Below are 22152 nucleotides of genomic sequence, written 5' to 3'. Positions count from 1 at the left end.
CGAAGCACAAATTTATTTGTGCTTTTTTAATATCACAATATCATGCAGAAAAACCTTCTCATCATCACCGGAATTGTTTTCGTGTTAGAGTTTTACGTATATCAGGCTTTTAAAACCATCACGGCCAATTCTTGGCTTCGTGCGGCGTATTGGGTAATTACGCTGGCGGTGTACGGCTTCTTCGTCTATACCCTCCTAAACTTCAAACGCAGCGACAGAGACGCGCAGACAGTGCAGATTGTATCTTCCATATTTTTGATCTTTCTGTTACCCAAACTCTTCATTGTGTTTTTTCTTTTATTAGAAGACATCGCACGTTTCTTCAATTATCTGTTCACCTACTTCGCGGCTCCTGAATCTTATTATCCGGAAAGAAGGAAATTCGTAAGTATCGCCGGGATTGCCGCTGCCGGTGTTTTCTCTTTATTGATTGTTGACGGTATTATCTTCGGGAAATACCGCCACCGCGCCCGAAAGGTAAAAATAAAAATTCCCGGTCTGCCGGATGTTTTCAAAGGTTACCGGATCGTTCAGATATCCGACTTTCATGCAGGCAGTTTCTTAAATCCAGAAAAAGTACGCCCCGCGATTGAACTCATCAAAAACCAGAATGCCAACATGGTACTTTTCACCGGCGATATGGTGAATAATTACGCGCAGGAGTTTGAACCCTTCGTGGAAATGTTTGCTGAGATACAGCCTGAAGACGGCAAATTTTCAGTATTAGGAAATCACGATTACGGCGATTATGCGGAATGGCTCACACCGGAAGATAAAAACCGAAACATCCCGATGCTCACCGAACTTCAACGTCGCGCAGGCTTCAAACTTTTAAGAAATGAACATCACATCATCGAACGGAACGGCGAAAAATTATATTTATTAGGCGTAGAAAACTGGGGTGTTAAACCCTTCCCACAACACGGTGACCTCACCAAAGCCGCCGCAGGAATCCCTATGAATGCTCCTAAAATTTTGATGAGCCATGACCCTTCTCATTTTGATGCGATTGTGAAGCAACATCCCGCCAATATCCATTTAACCCTTTCGGGACATACCCATGGGATGCAGTTTGGAATCGACCTGAAGAACGTGCGTTGGTCGCCGGTACAGTATCGTTATAACAAATGGGCCGATTTATATGAAAGCAGTGGCAAATATCTTTATGTAAACCGCGGTTTCGGCGTGATCGGTTTCCCTGGACGTGTAGGCATAGAACCGGAAATTACCGTAATCGAACTTATTTAAGAAAGATGATTGTATTTAAAAAAGCAACGGCGGAGGATATTGCAGTCATACAGGCTGTGGCAAAAAAATCCTGGGAAGCAGCTTATAGAGACATCTTGACGGCGGCCCAAACTTCTTATATGCTGACTGAAATGTACGCAACCGAAGAAATCGCTGCTCAAATGAAAAATCCGGATTACCTGTATTTCCTGATGATGGATGAAGGGAGAACAATAGGTTTCATGGGCTATGAACATCATTACGAACCGAATACCACCAAACTTCACCGGCTGTACTTGCTGCCCGAAGCCCAGGGAAAAGGCGCGGGGAAACTTGCCCTCATATTCCTGAAAGAGAAAACCGCGGAAACATCAGACCGAAGGATCATCCTGAATGTCAACAAACAAAATCCTGCAAGAAAAGTATATGAATCCCAGAAATTTAAAATTTTTGATGAAGCCATAATAGACATCGGGAATGGCTTTGTAATGGACGATTACGTGATGGAATACCTGTTTTAATAAAAAAATGTGCGGCTCTGAAAATATTTTGGTACGCTTTTAGGAGTGTGGTGAACATAACATTAAAAAAATTGATTATGACACGATCTAACCTACTTACAAAGATACAGTTTCTCACCTTAGCATTAGTAGCAAACCTCGCCGCGATTATGGCAAAAGCACAGGATGGTGCTGCCGACCTTAAAGTTGATGTAGACGTTGATAAAGGTGGTGCAATGGGCGATGGGTGGATGAGCAATCCGCTGGTTTGGGTTATCGGGGCGCTTGTATTAATCATCATCATCGCATTGGTAGCCCGTGGAGGCAACAACAGAGACTAAACCACACACATTCATATTACACACGTTATAAAAAGAACCCCGGAAACTAAGTTTCCGGGGTTCTTATTTGTTATAAAGCCGTAGCCTTTTCGTAAGCCGCATCTATTCCTGTGAGATTTTTACCACCTGCTGTGGCAAATCCGGGATTTCCGCCGCCGCCGCCCTGTATTTCTTTTGCCAGCTCCTTCACTATTTGGCCGGCATGGTATTTTTGCTCTAGATCCGCGGAAACGCCTACGGTAATCATGGGTTTCGCATCCGCGTCAGAAATAATTACTATTACACAGCCTGCCTCCTTTTTCAGTTGAAAAACCACATCTTTCACACTTGCGGCATCTAAGGAGACTTTTTTCACTAAAAGTTTTTTATCGCCGCTCGTTACAAAATCATTATTCCAGTTGGCAGTCTCGGTTTTCGCTTTCTCTTTTTTCAGGATTTCCACTTCATTTTTAAGTGCGGTATTTTCTTCCAAAAGTTTTTCTACTGATTTCAGCAGGTCTTTGGATTTCAGCAGCGCAGCAATTTCTTTCACCTGAGTTTCCAGGTTGTTGAGATATTCGGCAGATTTATCTCCGGAAATAGCCTCGATACGGCGGATGCCGGCTGCAGTGGAGCTTTCATTCTGAATTTTGAAATAACCGATTTCAGCAGTGTTTCTAACGTGCGTACCACCACATAGTTCCCGGGAAGTACCAAACTGTATCATCCTTACACGATCACCATACTTTTCACCAAACAGCGCCATCGCACCTTTTTCCATAGCTTCCGCAATCGGGATGTTACGGAACTCCTGCAACGCGATGCTTGCTTTAATCTTTTGATTTACTTTATCCTCAACTGTTTTAATTTCAGCCTCACTCATCTTAGCGAAATGGGAAAAGTCGAACCGCAGATAATCCGGGCCAACGTATGAACCTTTCTGCTCCACATGCGTGCCTAACACTTCGCGAAGCGCCTCATGAAGAAGATGCGTTACCGAGTGGTTGGCTTGTGTATTCCGGCGCTCTGTATCATTCACTTTGGCGTAAAAGATGGCACCGGCGTCTTTAGGCATCTCTTTGATGAGAGAAATAATAAGGTTGTTCTCTTTCTTGGTTTCTAAAACTTCAATAGCATCCGGATTTGCGGACATATCAAAATTTTCGGGGTGGGAAATATCAAAACCTTCGGCGTAACTTGGGACCAACCAACCTTTATCACCTACCTGGCCGCCGCCTTCAGGATAAAACGGTGATCTTGACAACACGATTTGATAGAATTCGCCGTCCTTATTTTCAATTTTTCTGTAGCGTGTAATGTAAGTTTCAGCTTCGGTTTGGTCGTAACCTACGAAGGTTTCAGGCTGTTCTTCATCCAACACTGCCCAATCATACACTTTTTGCGCGGAGGATTTTTTGGAACGTTCTTTCTGTTTGCCCATTTCCTGATCAAAACCTGCTTCATCAACGGTAAGTTGTTTTTCTTCCGCAATAATCCGCGACAGGTCGGCTGGGAAGCCGTAAGTATCATACAATTCGAAAACTTCTGCCCCGGAAAGTGTTTTCTCGTTTCTGGCTATGGTTTGCGCAATGATGAGTTCAATTCTTTTCAGCCCCTGTTCGATGGTTTTAAGGAAAGAATTTTCTTCTTCCTTAATGACTTCCGTTACCAGTTTCTGCTGGCGCGTAAGCTCTGGGAAAAACTCACCCATCTCACGTTGCAGTATGGCGACAAGCTCGAAAAGGAACGCCTCTTTCATCCCAAGAAAACGGTACGAATAGGAAATGGCACGACGAAGGATCCTGCGGATAACATAACCCGCACCACCGTTGGAAGGCAGCTGCCCATCGGCAATAGCAAAGGCTACCGCCCGAATATGGTCTACTACCACACGTATAGCAATATCTTTCTCATCCAGCAAGGCGCCGGTATATCGTAAGCCAGAAAATTGCTCTACTTTTTCAATCAGCGGCGTGAATACATCGGTATCATAGTTGGATGTCTTGCCCTGAAGCGCCATGCAAAGTCTTTCAAAGCCCATCCCGGTATCTACGTGCTGCGCCGGCAGTTTTTCCAGCGAGCCATCGGCTTTTCGGTTAAACTCCATGAAAACAAGGTTCCAGATTTCAATCACTTGTGGATGGTCGTTATTTACCAGATCAAGCGCGGAAACACGGCTTTTTTCTTCTTCGGTCCTTAGGTCCACATGAATTTCAGAGCATGGCCCGCATGGTCCGCTTTCGCCCATTTCCCAGAAGTTATCTTTTTTATTCCCATTAATGATGCGTTCTTCGGCAATGTGTTTTTTCCAGAAGTTATAAGCATCCTGGTCACGCCCAAGGTTTTCAGTCGCATCGCCTTCAAAAATTGTTACATACAGGTTTTCTTTTGGGATTTTGTAAACTTGGGTGAGCAGTTCCCACGCAAAATCTATGGCTTCCTGCTTGAAATAATCGCCAAACGACCAGTTACCCAACATCTCGAACATGGTATGGTGATAGGTATCGCGGCCCACATCATCAAGATCATTATGCTTGCCAGACACGCGCAAACACTTTTGTGTATCAGCGATGCGTGGGGCTTTAGGTTCTTTGTATCCCAAGAAATAATCCTTGAACTGTGTCATCCCAGAGTTAGAAAACATGAGTGTAGGATCATCCTTTAACACAATTGGCGCTGATGGGACGATGAGGTGGTTTTTTGATTTGAAGAAATCTAAAAACTGCTGGCGTATCTGTTGTGAAGTCATAGTTGTATATATGGCTGAATGATTGTTTTAATCAGCATCAGTAGGCCACAAATTTATAAAAATAAAGCGAATAAGCGGGAAGCGTAGTTTCAATAATAGCAATGCCTTGCGCGCCTTTCCAGCAGCTTGATTTTTTTGTGAGAACGGTGCTACTTTTCATATGAAATTCACTTTCGCGAAAGACATTTATCATATACAATTATTCTGTTTTAGAAAGATTTGCTTTTTACCATGCCGGCAAAAATTTGTAAATTCGCTGTTAAATTAAATCTACATAATGAGTAAAAGTATTGAAGAGTTAAAATCTCTTGCAACACAGATCAGAAGGGACATTATAAGAATGGTACACGCAGTGAACTCCGGTCACCCGGGCGGCAGTTTAGGTTGTACCGAATTCTTTACTGCCCTTTACGGCCGCGTAATGAACTACCACCTTCCTTTCACCATGGAAGGGCGGAATGAAGACTTGTTTTTCCTTTCAAACGGGCACATCTCGCCTGTTTTCTATGCAACACTTGCCAGATTCGACTTCTTTCCGGTAGAGGAACTGAAAACTTTCAGAAAACTCAACTCCAGATTACAAGGACACCCAACTACGCACGAAGGTTTGCCAGGGGTACGTATCGCGTCCGGCTCATTAGGTCAGGGATTATCCGTCGCGATTGGTGCTGCGTTAGGAAAAAAACTGAACCAAGATCGTTCTTTGGTATATACGCTGCATGGCGATGGAGAACTTCAGGAAGGCCAAATCTGGGAAGCGCTGATGTTTGCAGCTCATAATAAAGTAGATAACCTGATTGCAACTGTAGATTATAATAACCGCCAGATTGATGGCGATGTGGATGATGTACTGAGTTTAGGAGATCTACATGCAAAATTTGAAGCGTTCGGCTGGAAAGTCCTTAATGAGAAAAACGGTAACGACCTAGAAGCCGTCATCGCTATCCTTGAAAAAGCAAAGGCAGAAACCGGCAACGGCAAACCTGTAGCCATTCTGCTGAATACCGAAATGGGCTTTGGCATCGACTATATGATGGGCAGCCACGCTTGGCACGGCAAAGCACCGAACGATGAGCAACTGGCTCTGGCCATCAAGCAGCTTTACCTTGAGGCACCTGCCGATTATTAAACAGAAAACAGAAAACAGAAAACCGGTAATCAGTAATCTATTATTAGCAACAACATGAAATATACATATACAGAAAAAAAAGATACACGCTCTGGTTTTGGCGCAGGCCTGGCAGAACTTGCGGATAAAAACCCCAATGTAGTGGCACTTTGTGCAGACCTCATCGGCTCCCTTAAAATGGAGAAATTCATTGAAAAAGCACCCGAAAGATTCATTCAGGTAGGTATCGCGGAAGCCAACATGATGGGCATCGCCGCTGGACTTACCATCAACGGGAAAATTCCGTTTACCGGTACATTCGCAAACTTTTCAACATCCAGGGTTTACGATCAGATCCGACAGTCAATCGCATATTCCAACAAAAATGTGAAGATATGCGCTTCCCATGCTGGTCTAACATTAGGGGAAGATGGCGCTACGCACCAAGTGCTGGAAGACATCGGGATGATGAAGATGCTTCCTGGCATGACAGTCATCAATACCTGTGATTATAACCAGACCAAAGCTGCCACGTTAGCCATCGCAGATTTTGAAGGACCTGTCTATTTACGCTTCGGAAGACCTGTTGTACCCGTTTTTATCCCCGAGGACATGCCATTTGAAATCGGTAAAGGGATTTTATTGGAAGAAGGGACTGATGTTACCATTGTCGCTACCGGGCATCTCGTTTGGGAATCTCTGCTCGCAGCGGAAGAACTTGCCAAAGAAGGCATCTCGTGTGAAGTCATTAACATTCATACAATAAAACCTTTAGATGAAGAAATCATTCTGAAATCAGTAGAAAAAACAGGCAAAATTGTAACCGCCGAAGAACATAATTATCTGGGCGGTTTGGGAGAATCTGTCGCTGGTATGCTCGCAAAGAAAAGACCGACAATCCAAGAGTTTGTAGCGGTGAATGATACTTTCGGAGAATCTGCAACACCGGCAGAACTCATGAAAAAGTACGAAATCGATGCCGAGGCTGTCGTTAAGGCAGTGAAAAGAGTCATGGCAAGATAAATACCCTATACCAACACTATAAAAACACGCTTTCGGGCGTGTTTTTTGTTTTTAAATGCGGCCGTGTGTTTTAATAGAAGATTCTGGCGATCTTTCTTAAAAAAAACCGGTTCAGCTAAAAAACTGGACCGGTTTCCTATCAAATTAAACAATTAAAGAATTCAGAAAGTTTTCTCCAGCGCAATCGCTTTCGGAAACAGTATGTTATTTTCCAGATGAATGTGTTTATGCAGATCATTCTCGAAATCCTCCAGCATACGGAAAGTCACCTGATAAGTCCCGCAGGCATCAGCCGGAAACTGGTAACCATTGGTAAGTTCAGAGATTTTAACGAAACGTTCGCCTTCCGCTTCATGTTCGTGCTTCATCATAGCCACAGGGTTTTCTACAGTACCAAAGTTTGGCCTTTCCAAGTCCTGTCCGCTGCGTTGCGCCGCTACCATTTTACGGATGAACGGGAACAAAATCAATTCCTCCTTTTTTAAATGTGCACCAAGATCCTGGGCGCTTTCGAGGAAAAGCCGGTTAATTTCAAACAATTCAGGATGGCGGTCGCCGTGTACTTTACACAACTTATTGAGGTAAGGGATCAGCATGGCTGTTTTTTCTTCCACATATCTGTGGTGTGTTTTTTCCACATAATCCGCAAGGAGGTCTAACGGCCAGGTATTGAAATCGATCTCGTCAGATTTCTGTGCAGTAATTTCTTCAAGTTCACGGTAAATGGTTTCGGGTTCTACTTTTTTATTTTCGCAGGCTTCTTCAATGGTACGGCCTCCCTTGCAACAGAAATCGATATGATATTTTTTGAATACGGTAGCCGCGCGGAAGTTTTCCGCTACGATATTGCCTATGGTTTTTTCCTGAGTGAGCATTTGTTTTTCGTTTTAAATTATAAGACAAATCTATGCAAATATTTTTCATTCGGACAATTTTATCTTATTTAGTTAACTGATATTAATCAGTCGTAAAAACTTGAACGGTCCTAATTTTTAAGCCACACCTCGCCTTTTTCAGTTTTTAAGGCTAAATCGTAAAATGAATGTGCCTGTGTGGTGACAATCAATTGGTCGCGAACAATTTTGAAATCATTATGTACCGGACAAGGATTCTCCGAAGAGCAGCGATGCAAACCAAGTCCGCATTTGGTGAAAATGCCGTCCCCATCTACGATTTTCACCAAATCATAGATGTTGAGTAATTTCTGGCGCGACTCTTCAAAAAAGAAGCCGCCCTGCTTGCCGCGTACTGATTTTAAGACACCTTTACGACAAAGCAGCTGCAGAATTTTTGCGGTAAACGCCATAGGCGCATCTATCGAGAGTGAAACCTCTTTAACGTTCACTGTATGCTGACGGTTGCTTTGGCCAGCGATATAGATGGCTGCTTTTATCGCATATTCGCAGGCTTTCGAGAACATGATTTAACGGAAAAATTTATATTTAGGAATAAAGGCTAACAACCCTACTGAAATAAACAGGAAAAGGTTGGTAACATCGGTATAAAGAAAGGTAGAAAGGTAAAAACTATGAAGTAAGAAATGTGTGAACAGCGCTATCGGAAACAGGAAAATCCCAATTTTACGGTACATATAAATGAGTATGAGCCCAATAACCATCAGCAGGTCCACTGTGAAAATAAGCATGAAATAAAATGATGGGATATTAAGGTCTTCGCGCTGCAAAAACTCATCATAGTCAATTCCAACGCCCATCAGCGTGAATAACAACAAGGCAGCGAGGGAAAGCTTGAAACCCATGTCTTTTTTTGGGCTTTCATTAGCGAACTGATCATACATAGGGGTAAAATTAAAGAAACTTTTGAAAAGAATTCAAAAGTTTCTGTTTTTTAACTTCAGGATGAAAGTAAATTAAATGGATACCGCGTCGATAAGACGGTTTTTGTCGGAAATATATTCCTCCATTGAAATCATACTTTCTGTTCTCATCACATCCTGGATGTCATCAATCTGATAGATGATTCGTTTTGCATCCTCGGTGTTTTTTGCACGCACTTTACAGAAGATGTTGTATTTCCCTGAAATTACGCTTGCTTCAATGACATTAGGGATTTGCGTAAGTTCTTTCAATACTTCCTGCGTTCTGTTAGATTTTGTAAGTAAAATCCCGATGAATGCTGTAAAATGGTAGTCTAGCTTACCATAATCGATGTTTAACGAAGAACCGAGGATGATCCCCGCATCTTCCATTTTTTTTACCCTAACATGGATGGTTCCGGCAGAAACCTCCATTTGCTTGGCGATCTCAGTGAATGGCATCCGGGTATTTTCTACTAAAAAATCCAGGATTTTCTTATCTATTTCGTCTATTGGTAGTTCATTTTTGTAGATATTGTAAAATTAATAATTCCTCTTAATAATTTTGCAAATTTACAAATAAATATTAATTATAAAAAATTATAAAGTACATTAACAAGTTTTAACTTAATTATCTTATTCGCATGATAATTATCATTTAATACTATCATTTGTCACAGAATCTCTTTTAATACCTTCTTGTGATGCTTTGCTTTTTCTGTTGTTTTTCTTGCGTTTAAAAATGGTATTAAAACTTCTGCTGTACACTACCCCGACGCCGTAGCTTTGGTTGGCACTGGCGTTTCCGGCAGCGGTACCATTCAAACCGATATTGGTAGGTTTTGAGTAAGCACGCAGCAAGCGGGTGCCGTCATTCTTCTTAGACCAATCGTATTCGATAATTCCTTCGCCTGAAAGATAGTCCGCGTTGGTATTCTCTGATTTTGAAATGGGTATCCCAAGACCGGTTTTTACGTTGACCCGCGGTGAAAGCGCAAAACTCAAACTTGCATTCGCACGGTCGCCACTGTTCGAGTTTGTGTCGCCCTGTAGATAGTTCAAATCCACCTGAAACTCATTACTGATTTGATTCAATACTGAGCCCAGCTGTTTGAACAGCATGTTATAACCCGAGGTCTCCAGCGTATTACCCAGATTAATGTCGAAGGCAGAGTTGCCTACATTAAAGCTGTTCATCACGAGAATAGAACCAAACTGAATGATCTTTTCATCCTCATTGCTCATTTTTTCGGCCAAAGTTTCGCGGAGCTGGCTTGATACATCCTGTGCCGAAACACCCAGTTCTACTTTAGGATTGTTGAGGGTTTGCGTAATCCGCGTGCTCAGCAACACGTTAATCGGTTGCAAAGTCATATTCAGATAAGCGCCGGCGTTACTCACGGTTCGCAGATAAGTGGCGTCGATATCCAATTCCGGGGACATTGCATCGCCATCCCACCGGATACTGCTGCCTTTTGAAATATGGAACGTCCGGTTAAGAATCGCTCTTGAAACAAAAGTCCCATTATCAACAAAATAATCGCCATTCATCGCGATAGCGCCCGTTCTTGACATCTGGAAACGAAGCCTCTCCGAATTTCCCCTTACCGTAATATCCCCGATATCATCTCCTATCAATACATTTACGGTGGTACCACGGTCTACGGAAAGCGCAAAATCAATGTTCATATTAGCGCTAGATCGCTGTCTTTCTTCAACTGTTACCGCCCCGCTTTCATCTTGTTTTAGGAAACGGAGCATCTTAAATTCTTCAACGTTAGAGGTAGAGTTCGAGTTAAAGGTAAATACACTGTTATTCAGCGCACGCATTTCCGGTGTTGAGATGTTCAGGCCAGAAACCGGTCCATCGACATAAAGCGTACCGGTACCATATACACGACCCCAGAACAAATCGTAATCACTTTGGGTTGTATTCAGCAGTAACAAATTATCGGCACGCATTACAAGGTTGACACCCATAGAAGATAAAGTCTGAAACTGGATTGCCCCGGAAATTGAACCGCGGGAATTACTGCGCCCATCACGTACCCCAATATCATTCAGGATGGCCAGACCGCGTGAAAGGGAAATCACGGTATCATCAAAAGAATAATCCACACCTGTGAAATTAAGTTTCAGGCCGAAATCTTTCATTGCGATATCACCGCTGTAATCAATATCATTCAATTGCCCGGAAATCTTCAGATCACCCGAGGCTTTCCCACGCATATTACTAAAAACACCTTTTACGAATTCCTGCGCAAAGGCTAGATCAAACTCGTTCAGTTCGGCAGTAAGGTCTAATGTGGGGGAAGCTGTATTGTTATTGATGGTTCCGCTGAGATAAAGATTGTTATCACCAATAAACCCTGCTGATGAAACCCGAGCCTCTATATCAAAAACATTTGGTACCGCACTTTTCCCTGCTGTAATCACTACATTTCCCATATCGTTACCATTCATCATGATATCGGCGATGTTCAAGTCAATTAGCGGTTCTAGATTGCTTTTGTTCATTTTAATATCAAAAGTACCATTGGCAATGCCGCGAAGGTCCACACTGTTGTTGCTTCCGGTTAAAGCCATTACTTTAGCCACATCCAGGTTTCGTACTTCGCCGGCGGCTGAAAAATCTTTTCCGGATTTAATGAGGGCTTCATTCACTAAAAGTTCGCTGCTGTCGGAATATATACGCAGATTTCGAATCAGGAAATCGCTGCTTTGCCTACGGTAGGTAATGGAATGCCCCAGGCTTTCACTGGTGTCAACCATCCATTCCACATCATTCAATCTAACCGAGGTAGGCTCGAATCTGAATACATAATCGCCAACAGCGTTGGTGGTTTGGTTCAGATGAATGGCATATTCCTTCAGCTCCTGCTTTATTTCATCTTCAGGTGTGCCGTGCATGAAGTTTGCGGCAATATGCAAAACCCGGTCATTGTCGTTTCTGCCTTTCAGCGTAAGGTCTTTAAGGATATTTTGGTTATACTCCACCCGTGCCACGCGTGCAAAGATCTGCTCGTTTAAGTTGGCGGTATTTATACGTACCATCAGGCTGTCGACCATGGCACTGTCGCGGGTAATGTTGTTGCGTTCGGTAATGGCGTATGAAGGATTGGCTGCTGCCAGCGCCCGGTCAGCATCCGTAATCTCTTCTTTTTTAGTCATGATATATTTCAACGTCTGGGTATCGACATTCAGGATCAGGTTGTTAGTGCTGCCGTCGTAAGAGCCGGCTACGGTGGCGCCACGGGGAATACGAAGATCGGGTTCGAAGTAATTTACAAGTCCCTGCCTGATGTCAAAATTCATCGTAAAACTCTGGTTACGGTAGAGTTTCCGGGGTGGTGGCCCTACAAGGATTTTCCCCAGCCCGTTCTGTATCATGCCCGGGAGGTCTGCAAGGCTGTATCTGCCAGAAATCTGCCCATTTAACGCACCCGGTGCATCCACGGAGACGATTCGGTTACCGTTCTCAGCGTAGGCACGCACTTTTGCATCGGGAATCTGAAACTTCTGCGCGGCATTAGTAAAACTTACATTTGAAAGCGCGGCATCCAGAGTCAAGTCATTCAGTGTGGACATCGACAGTTTACCATCAACCGTTCCGCTAACGATTTGGCTGCCTTTCCCTCCTGTAAAATAGTTGATGTTCAGATATTTGATATTGGCATCCAAATCTGCTGCAAGCCTTGAGGTACGGAAGTTGATAAATCCGTTGACATCTGCTTTTGCCTGCTCATCATTTATACGTACGATCCCCTTATAAGTGCGGTGATCCAACAACCCATCCAAGAATACATTATTGATCTCCTTATTTAATATTTCTATCCTTGAGATTTGGGACCTGGTCCTGATGCGCATTGTATTTACATCGAAACTTTGGCCTTGCACGTTGAATTTCCCGCTCACCAATCCTACCTGGGGACTTTTAGTAATAACACTGGTGTTCAGATCATTCAGTTCTGCATAACCACGATATTTTGGCAAGTTGGTGCTAAAATCCTCAAGATAAAAATTATTAATCTTCGCCTGTCCGATACCGGTAATAAGACTCGCGCGAGGGACAAAAACCTGCTCAGGTGTCACCCGAACTGCGCCATTATATTTCAGCCTGCCAAAATCATCCGCGAAGTTTTTCATCTTCGTGGAAATGAATGTCGGCAGCATGTTTTTCAGTTCCTTATATGTAAAATCAGTTGCCAGGGTATTGGTTTCAATCAGGAAGTTACCTTGCAGAATGCGTGCAACTTTCATTGTCCCGGTTCTAATGTTTACCTGCGGATTCCGGATCAGGAAATTGTTCAGATAAAAATTGTTTAAAGGCCCTGTCATCGAGCCAGATACATTAATAGGTTTCGTATTATCCCAGTTGGTCACGAAATAGCTGATGTCGTAGCCGCTGATTTGGCTGCCTGGCTGTAATACCATGTCCCACCGCACACGGTCTGCAAAATTTGCCCATGAGCCATTGTTCAGATTGAATTTGATGTCGCCCTGTAATAATGAATAGTTGGTATTTAATGTTAAATCTTTAAGAAAAAGATGCTTTTTTGTAAGCGAAAGATCGGTGGAAAAAGTATCAACGATATGTTTTTTTCCATAACGTTCTGTAGTGAAGCGCAGGTTATTGATCTGCGCAAAAACATCCGGACCGTTCACGCGGAGTTCAGGCACTACCAAATTCAGGTTCTCGGCAGAGAGCCATTTGCCGGCTTCGCCTTCACTGTTTTGATTGATGATAGAAACCCGGGATTCTGTAATGAAAATGCGGGATTTCAACTGAAAGGGCTCGCGCTTTACCGTAGGTGGCGGAGAGTCGAAAAGGTTCACAAAACGTACGAAATTCGAGATGCTGTCACCTTTATATGTAATGACTTTTAAATCTAATTTCTTTAACGAAAGCGACTGAAACTGCAGGTTTCGTGAGTTACTGATGATCGAAAACCAGTCTGAGTCCGCGTAAAGTTCCTCAGCTTTCAGAAACTGGAAATTCCGGTAATCCTTTATACCCACATTGTGTATATGAATGTCGCCGAAGTAACTCACCTCCACGCGTTCAAACGACATCTGGGCCTTAAGGTCTTCATTCAATTTTTCAATTACCTTCTGCGCGGCCCAGTTTTTTGTAGCCGGAAGACTTACGATGATGATAAAAGAGGTTACCAGAAAAAGTGTCGTCCAAAACAGCACTAACAGTAATTTCGCCCACCATTTATAGCTTGTGACATCTTTCGCGGCTTGGTCCACAAATTGCCCCGCCGTATCTACCGGATGTTTTATAGCATCAGAAGCGAGTTGTTTGGCGCCTTTTACCGTGTCCTGAAGGTTCTCTACGCCTTTCTGCACCGTGTCACCAATGTTCTCGGCTACCGATTTTTTATGTTCGTTATCGTTATTATTCTCTAAATTTGCCATTGTAATGAGCGACTCAATAATTTTAGGTATAGAATCGTCCTGTGACGACACTTCAGCCGCAATCATCCGCGGGAATCAAATCCTCTCGAATGTTGCAGCAAATCAGCAAATCCACAATGAATACGGCGGTGTGGTACCCGAACTTGCCTCGCGGGCCCATCAGCAAAACATTATCCCGGTTGTGGAAAAAGCCATGACGAAAGCAAATATACAACAAAAAGATATTTCGGCTATCGGTTTCACGCGTGGTCCCGGCCTATTAGGTTCGCTGCTCGTAGGCACCTCTTTTGCCAAGTCTCTTTCAATGAGTCTGGATGTGCCATTGATAGAGGTAAACCACCTACAAGCTCATATTTTAGCCCATTTTATTGAGGATGCCAATGATAAAGCACCCATTTTCCCTTTTATTTGCCTCACCGTTTCGGGCGGTCATACAATGATCGTATTAGTGAAAGACTATTTCGATATGGAGATTATCGGAAAAACGATTGATGACGCCGCGGGTGAAGCCTTTGATAAAATCGGGAAAATTTTTGGGCTCGACTATCCGGCCGGCCCAATTGTCGACCGTCTGGCCAAAACAGGCAACGATACGGCTTTTACCTTCAGCAAACCTCGCCTGGAAAATTATGATTACAGCTTTAGCGGCATCAAAACCTCTGTACTATATTTCATTCAGAAGGAAATAAAGAAAAAACCTGAATTTATACAGGAAAATCTTGCAGATCTTTGTGCTTCTGTCCAGAAATCCATTATTGATATCTTGATGAATAAAGTAGAAAAAGCCGCAAAAGATTTACAGATAAATGAAATAGCGATTGCCGGTGGTGTTTCCGCAAACTCAGCGCTTCGCGAAGCCATGCAGCTTCGGGCAGAAAAACTCGGCTGGAATATTTACATTCCTAAATTCGAATATACCACCGACAACGCCGCCATGATCGCAATGGTCGCAAAACTGAAGTATGACCGTAAAGAATTTGCCGACCTTTCGGTTTCTGCCACTGCAAGATATGATATCGAGGAAGGTTTTACGCAAAAATCCCAGCCATGAAATTGTTCTTTGGAGAAATCTTCCCGGAAGTCGCCCTGCATGAAGATGAGCAAACCCACATCGTAAAAGTGCTGCGCATGAAAGAGGGCGAAGAAATACATATTACCGACGGCAAGGGAAACCTGGCAAAAGGAACACTGCGTTTTGAAGGCAAAAAAGTTTCCCTGGACATCCTTGAAACAAAGGAGAACTTACCAGGATTTTCACAAAAACTTCATATCGCTATCGCGCCGACCAAAAACATCGACCGTATAGCGTTTTTTCTTGAAAAAGCTGTTGAAATGGCGGTATCAGAAATCAGCATCATCCTTACAGAAAAAACCGAACGTAAAAACATCAACATTGAAAAACTGCGGAAACAAGCGGTTTCGGCTTCAAAACAAAGTCTGCGCGTTCATTTCCCAAAAATTAATGAAATCACTAAATTTTCTGATTTCATTAAAACGTTAGATGCAGAAACTACTTTCGTAGCCCACTGCAACGAAAATCTGCAAAGGACTGACCTAAAATCAATCAACTTTGAGAAAAACATCACGTTTCTAATAGGACCGGAAGGGGATTTTTCTGAAAAGGAAATCAATGTTTTGGCGGAAAAAGGCATCAAAGCCGTTTCACTCGGGAAGCAGCGTTTGCGTACGGAAACCGCAGGAGTTTTTGTCGCTGCATGGAATTATTTTAAAATGATTTAAAAATTGCCAAATTTGCGCTTAATGGCTTTTTCAACACGAAAGTAAAACAGCAACATTCCCAAAAATACAAGTCCTAAACCCGAGACAAAATTCACGTACGATCTGAGATCTATCATTATTAGAAACAGCGCGAGCAGTAATAAGAACAGTCCGCCAATCATCATTTGCTTCGCCGCATATTTCTGCGCAAAATCCCATTTTTCCTGGTTCGCCATGAATTGCGCTGTGCGGTAACCGTAGAGAAAATTTATTTCCTTTGGTGGAAATTTCAGTTGGACCAGCCCGGCTAAAAAGAAAATTGCACCTACGATCAGGGGAAGGTTCAGAAGAGGATGGTAAACAAAATCATTCATACGTGTTATTTTGATGGTCTGCTATATATTTAGCTACTATTCTATCACCACTCGGAATCGAGTTCTGGGCCCAACGAACTTTCAGCGCCCAAAGTTTTTCTTCGGAAAGTTTATAATCGACACCTGAATTGATCAGCTTCTGCTTCAGTTCATAAAAACATATCGCCGCCGCTACCGATACGTTAAAACTTTTTGTAAACCCGTACATCGGGATGGCAAGTGTTTCATCAGCGAAATGCAGGATCTCATCGGTTACGCCTTCTTTTTCTGTCCCAAAAACCAATGCCACAGGTTCTGTAATGTCGTAATCGGGCAACATGGTGGCATTTTTCTCGGGCGAAACAGCCAATATCTTATAGCCTGAACCTTTCATTTCCTTCAGTGAATCCAGTGTATGTGGTTTTTTCTGAACTTCTACCCAAGATTCGGCTCCTTTTGTGACTTTAAGATTCGGGTTGAAGACGTGGGCACTTTCCATCGCAATTATTTTATGGAAACCACACGCTTCCGCCGACCGTACAATAGCCGCGGCATTCCGGAACTGATAGATGTCTTCCATCACCGGTACTACAAAATCTGAACTTTCGGTGGCGAAATGTTCTATCTTGGCCAAACGTTCATCAGTCAAAAACTGCTTGAGATATTGGAAGGTCTGCTGGTGATTCATAAGTCAAAAATAAGGATTTTCGTGGAGAATAGGTGTGAGGTGGGTATAATGTGTTGGTGGCGCGAGCGAAGCGAGCGCCAAAAAGAGTGTTTGTCGCCCAGATTTTACATCGTAACTACATTGCCTGTTTCTACCCTGCGCCCCGGCTTGAACGGAGCTCTTTTTGCGCAGCGCAGCGCAGCAAAAAAGCGGGAGTGGAAGACGGAAACAGGCGCCCAAAGCATTGGCCATATCATTAAATAACGTATTTTTGAATTTATGAAAAGAAAAGTACTCCTCATCTATACCGGCGGAACCATTGGTATGGAAAAAGATTACGATACCGGGAGCCTGCGCGCCTTTGATTTTAGCAATATTTTTGAGAAAATGCCTGAAATGAACCTCATAGAGTGTGAAATTTCGGTGCAGCCGTTCAAAAAACCCTTGGATTCTTCTGATATGGGACCTAAAGAATGGAAGAAAATCGCTAAATACATTGCTAAAAATTATGATTCATATGATGGCTTCTTGATTTTGCATGGTACCGACACGATGTCTTACACCGCATCTGCCCTTAGTTTTATGCTAAAAAATCTGCGGAAACCGGTGATCCTTACAGGCTCGCAGTTACCAATTGGTGACCTGCGTACGGATGCGAAGGAAAATCTGCTGACCAGCCTGTACTACGCGAGTCTTTATGAGAATGATGAGGCGGTAATTCAGGAAGTCACGATCTATTTTGAATATAAGCTATTGCGCGGGAACCGCACGCTGAAGTATTCCGCGGAATATTTCGATGCGTATCAAAGTCCTAATTACCCGATACTTGGGCAGTCTGGTGTGCATCTGAACATCGAAAAAGATTTTCTGTGGCGCACAAGATCTGACGCCGACTTTTATATGGACGACCATATTTCGCAAGAAGTGCTTTTCTGGCGGATCTTCCCTGGAATGCACTTAGAGCATTTCGCTGAGATCCCTAAGATGAAAGTCCTGATATTGCAGGTTTTCGGGTCTGGGACTATTTTCAACACGCCAAAAACTCAGCAAACATTGCAGATGCTGCGCGACAGGGGTACCGAAATCGTAGTGGTCTCGCAATGCGTTTCAGGTGGCATCAGTTTCGGGAAATATACCAACTCTAATATCTTCTCGAAAATAGGAGCCATCAGCGGTTATGATATGACTGCTGAAAGCGCCATTACCAAAGCTATGCATGTACTGGAAAACCCGAACTACACCGGATCTTTTGCTGATAATTTTGCAAGGAACCTCTGCGGTGAAGTAACTGTTTCTTAAATGAAATATTTTCTGGCTTCTGCTTTCAAGTTTGGTATAAATATCTTATTTTTGCAGTCTTCAATTAGAGAGGTGTCCGAGTGGTTGAAGGAGCTACCCTGGAAAGGTAGTATACGGGTAACTGTATCGAGGGTTCGAATCCCTTCCTCTCTGCTGACAAAGCCTTTGAATATTCAAGGGCTTTTTTTATTCCTCAAATCTGTCTAATCGCACTTCCTGCGGCAGCGGTTTCGCGAATTGCAGATGATCTCGAAGTTCCCGCGCAAAATAACAGCCATTGAGCACCCCGCGCGCGCCTAAACCGTTGAATACATACATAAAATCATGTTCAGGATGTGCGCCTATGACGGGCCGGCGATCCTTCACCGTAGGACGAAAACCGTAATGAACACTTGCTGTTTCAAAGGGATGCGGATAAAACTCAGACAATCCTGCCTGTAACTGTGCGATGGCATTTTGATCAAATCCGTCATCGGTTTGGTCTCTGTCGTACGTTCCGCCGTAATAATATTGCTCTTTATTTAGAGGAAAAAGAAAGTGTTTTTTCTTTAAGGTTGCCTTGAAGGCTAATGGCGAAGAAAGTTTTACGGTAAGGTGATGGCCTTTGTTTGGGTGAACCGGCAGCCACGAGAAATATGGATTCTGCCGCACCTTCATTCCTTCGCAGAATATTATCTTTTTAAATTTGATGTCACGATATGTCTTTTGTTTTAGATCAATCTCCGTATAATTAAAATGCGCGTGCTGCAAGTAGCCTTTTGATTTAAAATAACCATGTACCTCTTCAAAAAATGAAGAAACATCGATCCGGCAGGATTGCAGGACTTCCCCGGTCTGATGTGGATTACGAATGGTAGAGAAAGTTCTGAAAACAGGATTCAGGAACGGAGCGAGATCTTCTCTTTCTGATTTTTTCAGCCATAATCTCTGTTCGTTCTCATCATGGAAAATGCGGTGGACAGTTTCTTTTATCAGGTGATTTTTACCGGTGTAAGATTCAATTTCAGTACAAACCTCATGCAGCAGTTCTATCTGTTCCTGTGCCAGCCAAAATGTGGTGAATTTCTTTAATACGGCCGGATTCACCATTCCCGCAGATACGCGGGAAGCACTTTCATGCTGATCTGTTATTAATATAAACGGGATTTGCTTCATCAATAAATGATGCGCTAAAAATGTGCCCGCATAACCGCCGCCAATAATAAGATAATCTACTTCTTTCATACAAAAAATCCTGAGCAAAAGTACTCAGGATTTCTGTATCTATCGGCATCATGTGCTTAATAATTCCACATATCATTCTCCATTTGAAGAATCTGTGCTTTGATGCGCTCACTTTCTTCTAACTGGGCATCCGCGTCACGGGGGATATAATCTTTAATTACACCATTGCCTAAACCATTATCCGATTTATAAATGATGGATGAAAATCTTCTCGCGTTGAGGATGTCATCAAAAGTAATGTCTGAAGACAAGTTTTTATTGTTGAAAACCACTGCGTTCGCCAATACTTCTCTGGCATCAGGATAATATACCCAAAACAGATCGATAAGCTCATCATTCGATGCAATAGGCTGTCCGTCAGGGCCGTACTGTCCCATGGTAGAAGGATCCTGTCCCATAGCGGCGATACCCAGCAAACGGTATTTCATCTGGCTGTCGCGTCGGTCGATATACCACATGCCTTTGATTTTCAAGACCTTTACGTTTTCTGTTTTGGTTTCGTAAACATTGGTAAACTCGCGCTTCTCTTCTTCGGTCAAGGTGCCTGATTCATTCAAACGGTCGATCCCGGCATCACTTAAGACTTCATTTTTAATTCGTGCAGCAATAGCATCCGGACTTAAGCGGGTCTGGAAGAGTTCATCATCATATACTTCAGTAATTCTCCCATCATTTATCGCATCAAACAATAGTTGATAAAGCGATTTGTTTTGAGAAACTATTCCGTCTTCATTATGATAGAAAGGCTGGTTAATTTTATCATTCATATCAATGATTTCCCAGACCACCATGCTTTTAAGGATATCTTTATCCTCAATAAAACCGTATTTTAATGGAGTTCTGCGCGTAGAAACCGTGGAATCTCCCTGTTTCAGCAAACCTGTCTCTCGCAGTTGGCGAAGTGCCTCTGGCGATTTGGCGTTGAGGATCGACATGGAGTTCAGTTGAACATCCTCCTGTATGGTGCCCAGCCCTTCTGCCGGAATATTTACCACCGGTGCCACTGGGTCTGAACTTTGGTTGCTGTTAGCAGTACTGGTGCTATTTCTTTTTGTCTGTGCTTCTACTGCAAGAAAACTGAGCGAAAGAAATAATAATATAACCTTTTTCATTTGAAAATTTTAAGACTAAAACTTTATAAATATAAACGTAATTACTGAACGTTTATTACCACTGGCGGAATCTGTTTAAGTGTCTGTCCGCCAAGACCTGTAGCAGTTGCGTTGATGTTGAATACATACGCGATATCACCTGAACGCAGATTCTTCGTCAAAGCAGCTACCGAGCTCAATGAATTGCCGGAAACCTGCATTGCCGCTCTTCCAGGGACTTTAAACATAAAGCTGTTTACAGTAAAGCTCACCGGGAAATCGAAATCTGGCATATCCGCGCTCACTTTTTGGTTCGGGATTGAGCTTGCCGGCATGGATACCACAGATTTACCCTGAATAAGCCCAACAGGTGGCGGAACATTTTTAATTCTGAATGTGAATGCCTTTGATATGGTTTCACCTTTCGGGCCTTTCCCGGAAATCGTCAGCGTACTCGTGGCACCACCTCCAGGTGTTACAACCCAAGTTCCACCACCTGTTTTCGAAACAGAAGCGCCGGAAGCTGATAAACTGGTTTGCGAATTGTCCGCCCCCAGAATTGAGCCTGAGATTGGATTCGGCAATCCCCGATACAATACTTGCATCTTATCGGCTGATAATAAAGCGCCGCTTTCAAATGCTACTTCCTTCGCACCTGCCACTACATTGTAAGTATGGCTGTACGGTAAAGAGATTACCTTCCCGTTAACATCAGTGAATGAGATATTTCCGCTAAATTGTTTTGGGCCAAGCGAACCTGTTGAAAGGTTAGCAATACCCTGACCGTTGCTCATCGCAAGACCCGGCATTGACAAGCCCGGAACATTGCTGGAATAGTTTCCGATGGCTACTTTTGCCTGAACGTTTTCGCCCAGTACCACTGATGTAGGTGCTGAAACGATCGCCTGATAAGCATCAAATTTGATATCGGCATCTACTTTTTCCTGCAACATGGTCATTAGTGCATCCGACTGAAGATTTCTGGCTTCAGATTGAATGACTTCTAAGTTGGAAAGTGCTGCAATAAGTGGTTGGCCATAAAATTTATACTGAAGCCAGTTTTTGTTTTTTATGGTTTGTCCTTTCGGAAATTCGGTGACAAGGGTTTTATTTGCCCGGTCTATAATATGTTTAAGATCTGTATTAGGACCAAATGTCTGAATGATGTAAGATTTCAGCGCATCAATTTTAGTTTTCAAATCATTAGATGCTTTAGAAGGGCTGTTCTCGTCGCTTCCGTTAAAAAACATTTTAGACGAGGGTTCCGTATTGTTCAACGCAGCGAAATTATCGCCTACATCAATACCTTCTACGAAGCCTGCATCTTTTTTCAGTGTAGTCTTTAATCCTTCGATGTACGCTACAAGATCATTGGCTCTTGTCTTAAGGCCTCGGTAATCATTCAGCGGTTGTGTATAGGTTTCTGGTGTGTTAGCAGCCTTTGCTTCTAACGTTTTTTCAAAAATCTTATCGTTTTTTTCTTCTACAAGACCTCGGGTATCGGTAAGGGTCTGATTCGTATCATTATAGGAACGAATGATCTCCTGATCGATCTGCATCGCCAACATCGCGATGAAAACCAGATACATCAGGTTAATCATCTTCTGCCGAGGAGTCTGTTTTCCTTGTGCCATT

20 protein-coding genes and 1 tRNA gene are annotated in these 22152 nt (G+C 43.0%); 10 read left to right on the top strand and 11 right to left on the bottom strand.

All coding sequences use genetic code 11. The annotated features are described in order from the left end of the window. Positions 1–42 precede the first annotated feature (42 nt). The 3 genes from CO230_RS03360 (at position 43) to CO230_RS03350 (ending at position 2068) form a co-directional block, all read left to right on the top strand. On the top strand, positions 43–1248 hold the full coding sequence (locus CO230_RS03360; RefSeq protein ID WP_122027305.1) for a metallophosphoesterase: 1206 nt from the start codon (positions 43–45) through the stop codon (positions 1246–1248). 5 nt (positions 1249–1253) lie between these two features. Beyond that, positions 1254–1748: a GNAT family N-acetyltransferase gene (locus CO230_RS03355; RefSeq protein ID WP_185140500.1), complete on the top strand. Its 495-nt coding sequence runs from the start codon at positions 1254–1256 to the stop codon at positions 1746–1748. A gap of 77 nt (positions 1749–1825) precedes the next feature. Continuing rightward, positions 1826–2068 (top strand): hypothetical protein, encoded by a 243-nt coding sequence (locus tag CO230_RS03350; protein WP_122027304.1) that lies wholly within the window; start codon positions 1826–1828, stop codon positions 2066–2068. Between the two features lie 70 nt (positions 2069–2138). Here CO230_RS03350 and alaS read toward each other — a convergent pair whose 3' ends face one another. Then, complete coding sequence (gene alaS, locus CO230_RS03345; RefSeq protein ID WP_122027303.1) at positions 2139–4796, bottom strand: alanine--tRNA ligase; 2658 nt, start codon at positions 4794–4796, stop codon at positions 2139–2141. A 277-nt stretch (positions 4797–5073) separates the two neighbouring features. On the opposite strand from alaS, the gene CO230_RS03340 reads away from it, so the two are divergent. Continuing rightward, positions 5074–5925 (top strand): transketolase, encoded by an 852-nt coding sequence (locus CO230_RS03340; protein WP_122027302.1) that lies wholly within the window; start codon positions 5074–5076, stop codon positions 5923–5925. A gap of 54 nt (positions 5926–5979) precedes the next feature. After that, positions 5980–6927, top strand: a complete 948-nt coding sequence (locus tag CO230_RS03335; RefSeq protein WP_122027301.1) for a transketolase family protein — start codon at positions 5980–5982, stop codon at positions 6925–6927. Between the two features lie 161 nt (positions 6928–7088). On the opposite strand, the gene ric is transcribed toward CO230_RS03335, so the two are convergent. The 5 genes from ric to CO230_RS03310 form a co-directional block, all read right to left on the bottom strand. Next, complete coding sequence (gene ric, locus CO230_RS03330) at positions 7089–7802, bottom strand: iron-sulfur cluster repair di-iron protein (RefSeq protein ID WP_122027300.1); 714 nt, start codon at positions 7800–7802, stop codon at positions 7089–7091. Between the two features lie 110 nt (positions 7803–7912). Continuing rightward, positions 7913–8347: an RrF2 family transcriptional regulator gene (locus CO230_RS03325; RefSeq protein ID WP_122027299.1), complete on the bottom strand. Its 435-nt coding sequence runs from the start codon at positions 8345–8347 to the stop codon at positions 7913–7915. A gap of 3 nt (positions 8348–8350) precedes the next feature. Continuing rightward, positions 8351–8725: a hypothetical protein gene (locus CO230_RS03320; RefSeq protein WP_122027298.1), complete on the bottom strand. Its 375-nt coding sequence runs from the start codon at positions 8723–8725 to the stop codon at positions 8351–8353. Between the two features lie 72 nt (positions 8726–8797). Next, positions 8798–9205, bottom strand: a complete 408-nt coding sequence (locus CO230_RS03315) for an Lrp/AsnC ligand binding domain-containing protein (protein ID WP_262601875.1) — start codon at positions 9203–9205, stop codon at positions 8798–8800. A 192-nt stretch (positions 9206–9397) separates the two neighbouring features. Continuing rightward, positions 9398–14164: a translocation/assembly module TamB gene (locus CO230_RS03310; protein ID WP_122027296.1), complete on the bottom strand. Its 4767-nt coding sequence runs from the start codon at positions 14162–14164 to the stop codon at positions 9398–9400. 4 nt (positions 14165–14168) lie between these two features. On the opposite strand from CO230_RS03310, the gene tsaD reads away from it, so the two are divergent. Together tsaD and CO230_RS03300 are read left to right on the top strand one after the other, a co-directional pair. Then, positions 14169–15215, top strand: coding sequence for a tRNA (adenosine(37)-N6)-threonylcarbamoyltransferase complex transferase subunit TsaD (tsaD, locus tag CO230_RS03305; protein WP_122027295.1), 1047 nt, complete (start codon positions 14169–14171; stop codon positions 15213–15215). After that, a complete protein-coding gene (locus CO230_RS03300) occupies positions 15212–15904 on the top strand; it encodes an RsmE family RNA methyltransferase (protein WP_122027294.1) in 693 nt (230 codons plus the stop codon). Before tsaD ends, CO230_RS03300 begins: the two co-directional genes overlap by 4 nt. On the opposite strand, the gene CO230_RS03295 is transcribed toward CO230_RS03300, so the two are convergent. Both CO230_RS03295 and CO230_RS03290 read right to left on the bottom strand, forming a co-directional pair. Next, positions 15901–16257 (bottom strand): SdpI family protein, encoded by a 357-nt coding sequence (locus tag CO230_RS03295; RefSeq protein ID WP_122027293.1) that lies wholly within the window; start codon positions 16255–16257, stop codon positions 15901–15903. The two genes, CO230_RS03300 and CO230_RS03295, sit on opposite strands and share 4 nt — an antisense overlap. Further along, positions 16250–16924, bottom strand: a complete 675-nt coding sequence (locus CO230_RS03290) for a TrmH family RNA methyltransferase (RefSeq protein WP_122027292.1) — start codon at positions 16922–16924, stop codon at positions 16250–16252. Before CO230_RS03290 ends, CO230_RS03295 begins: the two co-directional genes overlap by 8 nt. Positions 16925–17014: 90 nt before the next feature. On the opposite strand from CO230_RS03290, the gene CO230_RS03285 reads away from it, so the two are divergent. The 3 genes from CO230_RS03285 to CO230_RS03275 all read left to right on the top strand — a co-directional run bounded on the left by CO230_RS03285 (position 17015) and on the right by CO230_RS03275 (position 18355). Next, positions 17015–17167 (top strand): hypothetical protein, encoded by a 153-nt coding sequence (locus CO230_RS03285; protein WP_162989967.1) that lies wholly within the window; start codon positions 17015–17017, stop codon positions 17165–17167. 15 nt (positions 17168–17182) lie between these two features. Further along, positions 17183–18202, top strand: coding sequence for an asparaginase (locus CO230_RS03280; RefSeq protein WP_122027290.1), 1020 nt, complete (start codon positions 17183–17185; stop codon positions 18200–18202). Positions 18203–18268: 66 nt separating this feature from the next. Then, positions 18269–18355 (top strand) — tRNA-Ser (locus CO230_RS03275). A gap of 33 nt (positions 18356–18388) precedes the next feature. Here the strand turns inward: CO230_RS03275 and CO230_RS03270 are convergent. The 3 genes from CO230_RS03270 to gldM all read right to left on the bottom strand — a co-directional run bounded on the left by CO230_RS03270 (position 18389) and on the right by gldM (position 22151). Further along, entirely contained in the window at positions 18389–19426 is a 1038-nt protein-coding gene (locus CO230_RS03270; protein WP_122027289.1) for an NAD(P)/FAD-dependent oxidoreductase, read from the bottom strand. A gap of 56 nt (positions 19427–19482) precedes the next feature. After that, positions 19483–20361 carry a gliding motility protein GldN gene (gldN, locus tag CO230_RS03265; RefSeq protein WP_122028871.1) on the bottom strand — a complete coding sequence of 293 codons (879 nt, stop codon included), beginning with the start codon at positions 20359–20361 and terminating at the stop codon, positions 19483–19485. A 218-nt stretch (positions 20362–20579) separates the two neighbouring features. Next, positions 20580–22151 (bottom strand): gliding motility protein GldM, encoded by a 1572-nt coding sequence (gene gldM, locus CO230_RS03260; protein WP_122027288.1) that lies wholly within the window; start codon positions 22149–22151, stop codon positions 20580–20582. Position 22152 lies beyond the last annotated feature (1 nt).

This window comes from Chryseobacterium sp. 6424 (assembly GCF_003692615.1).
Lineage (GTDB): Bacteria > Bacteroidota > Bacteroidia > Flavobacteriales > Weeksellaceae > Kaistella.
Note: the sequence above shows the minus strand (reverse complement) of the source record. Positions and strands in the feature narration are given on the sequence as shown.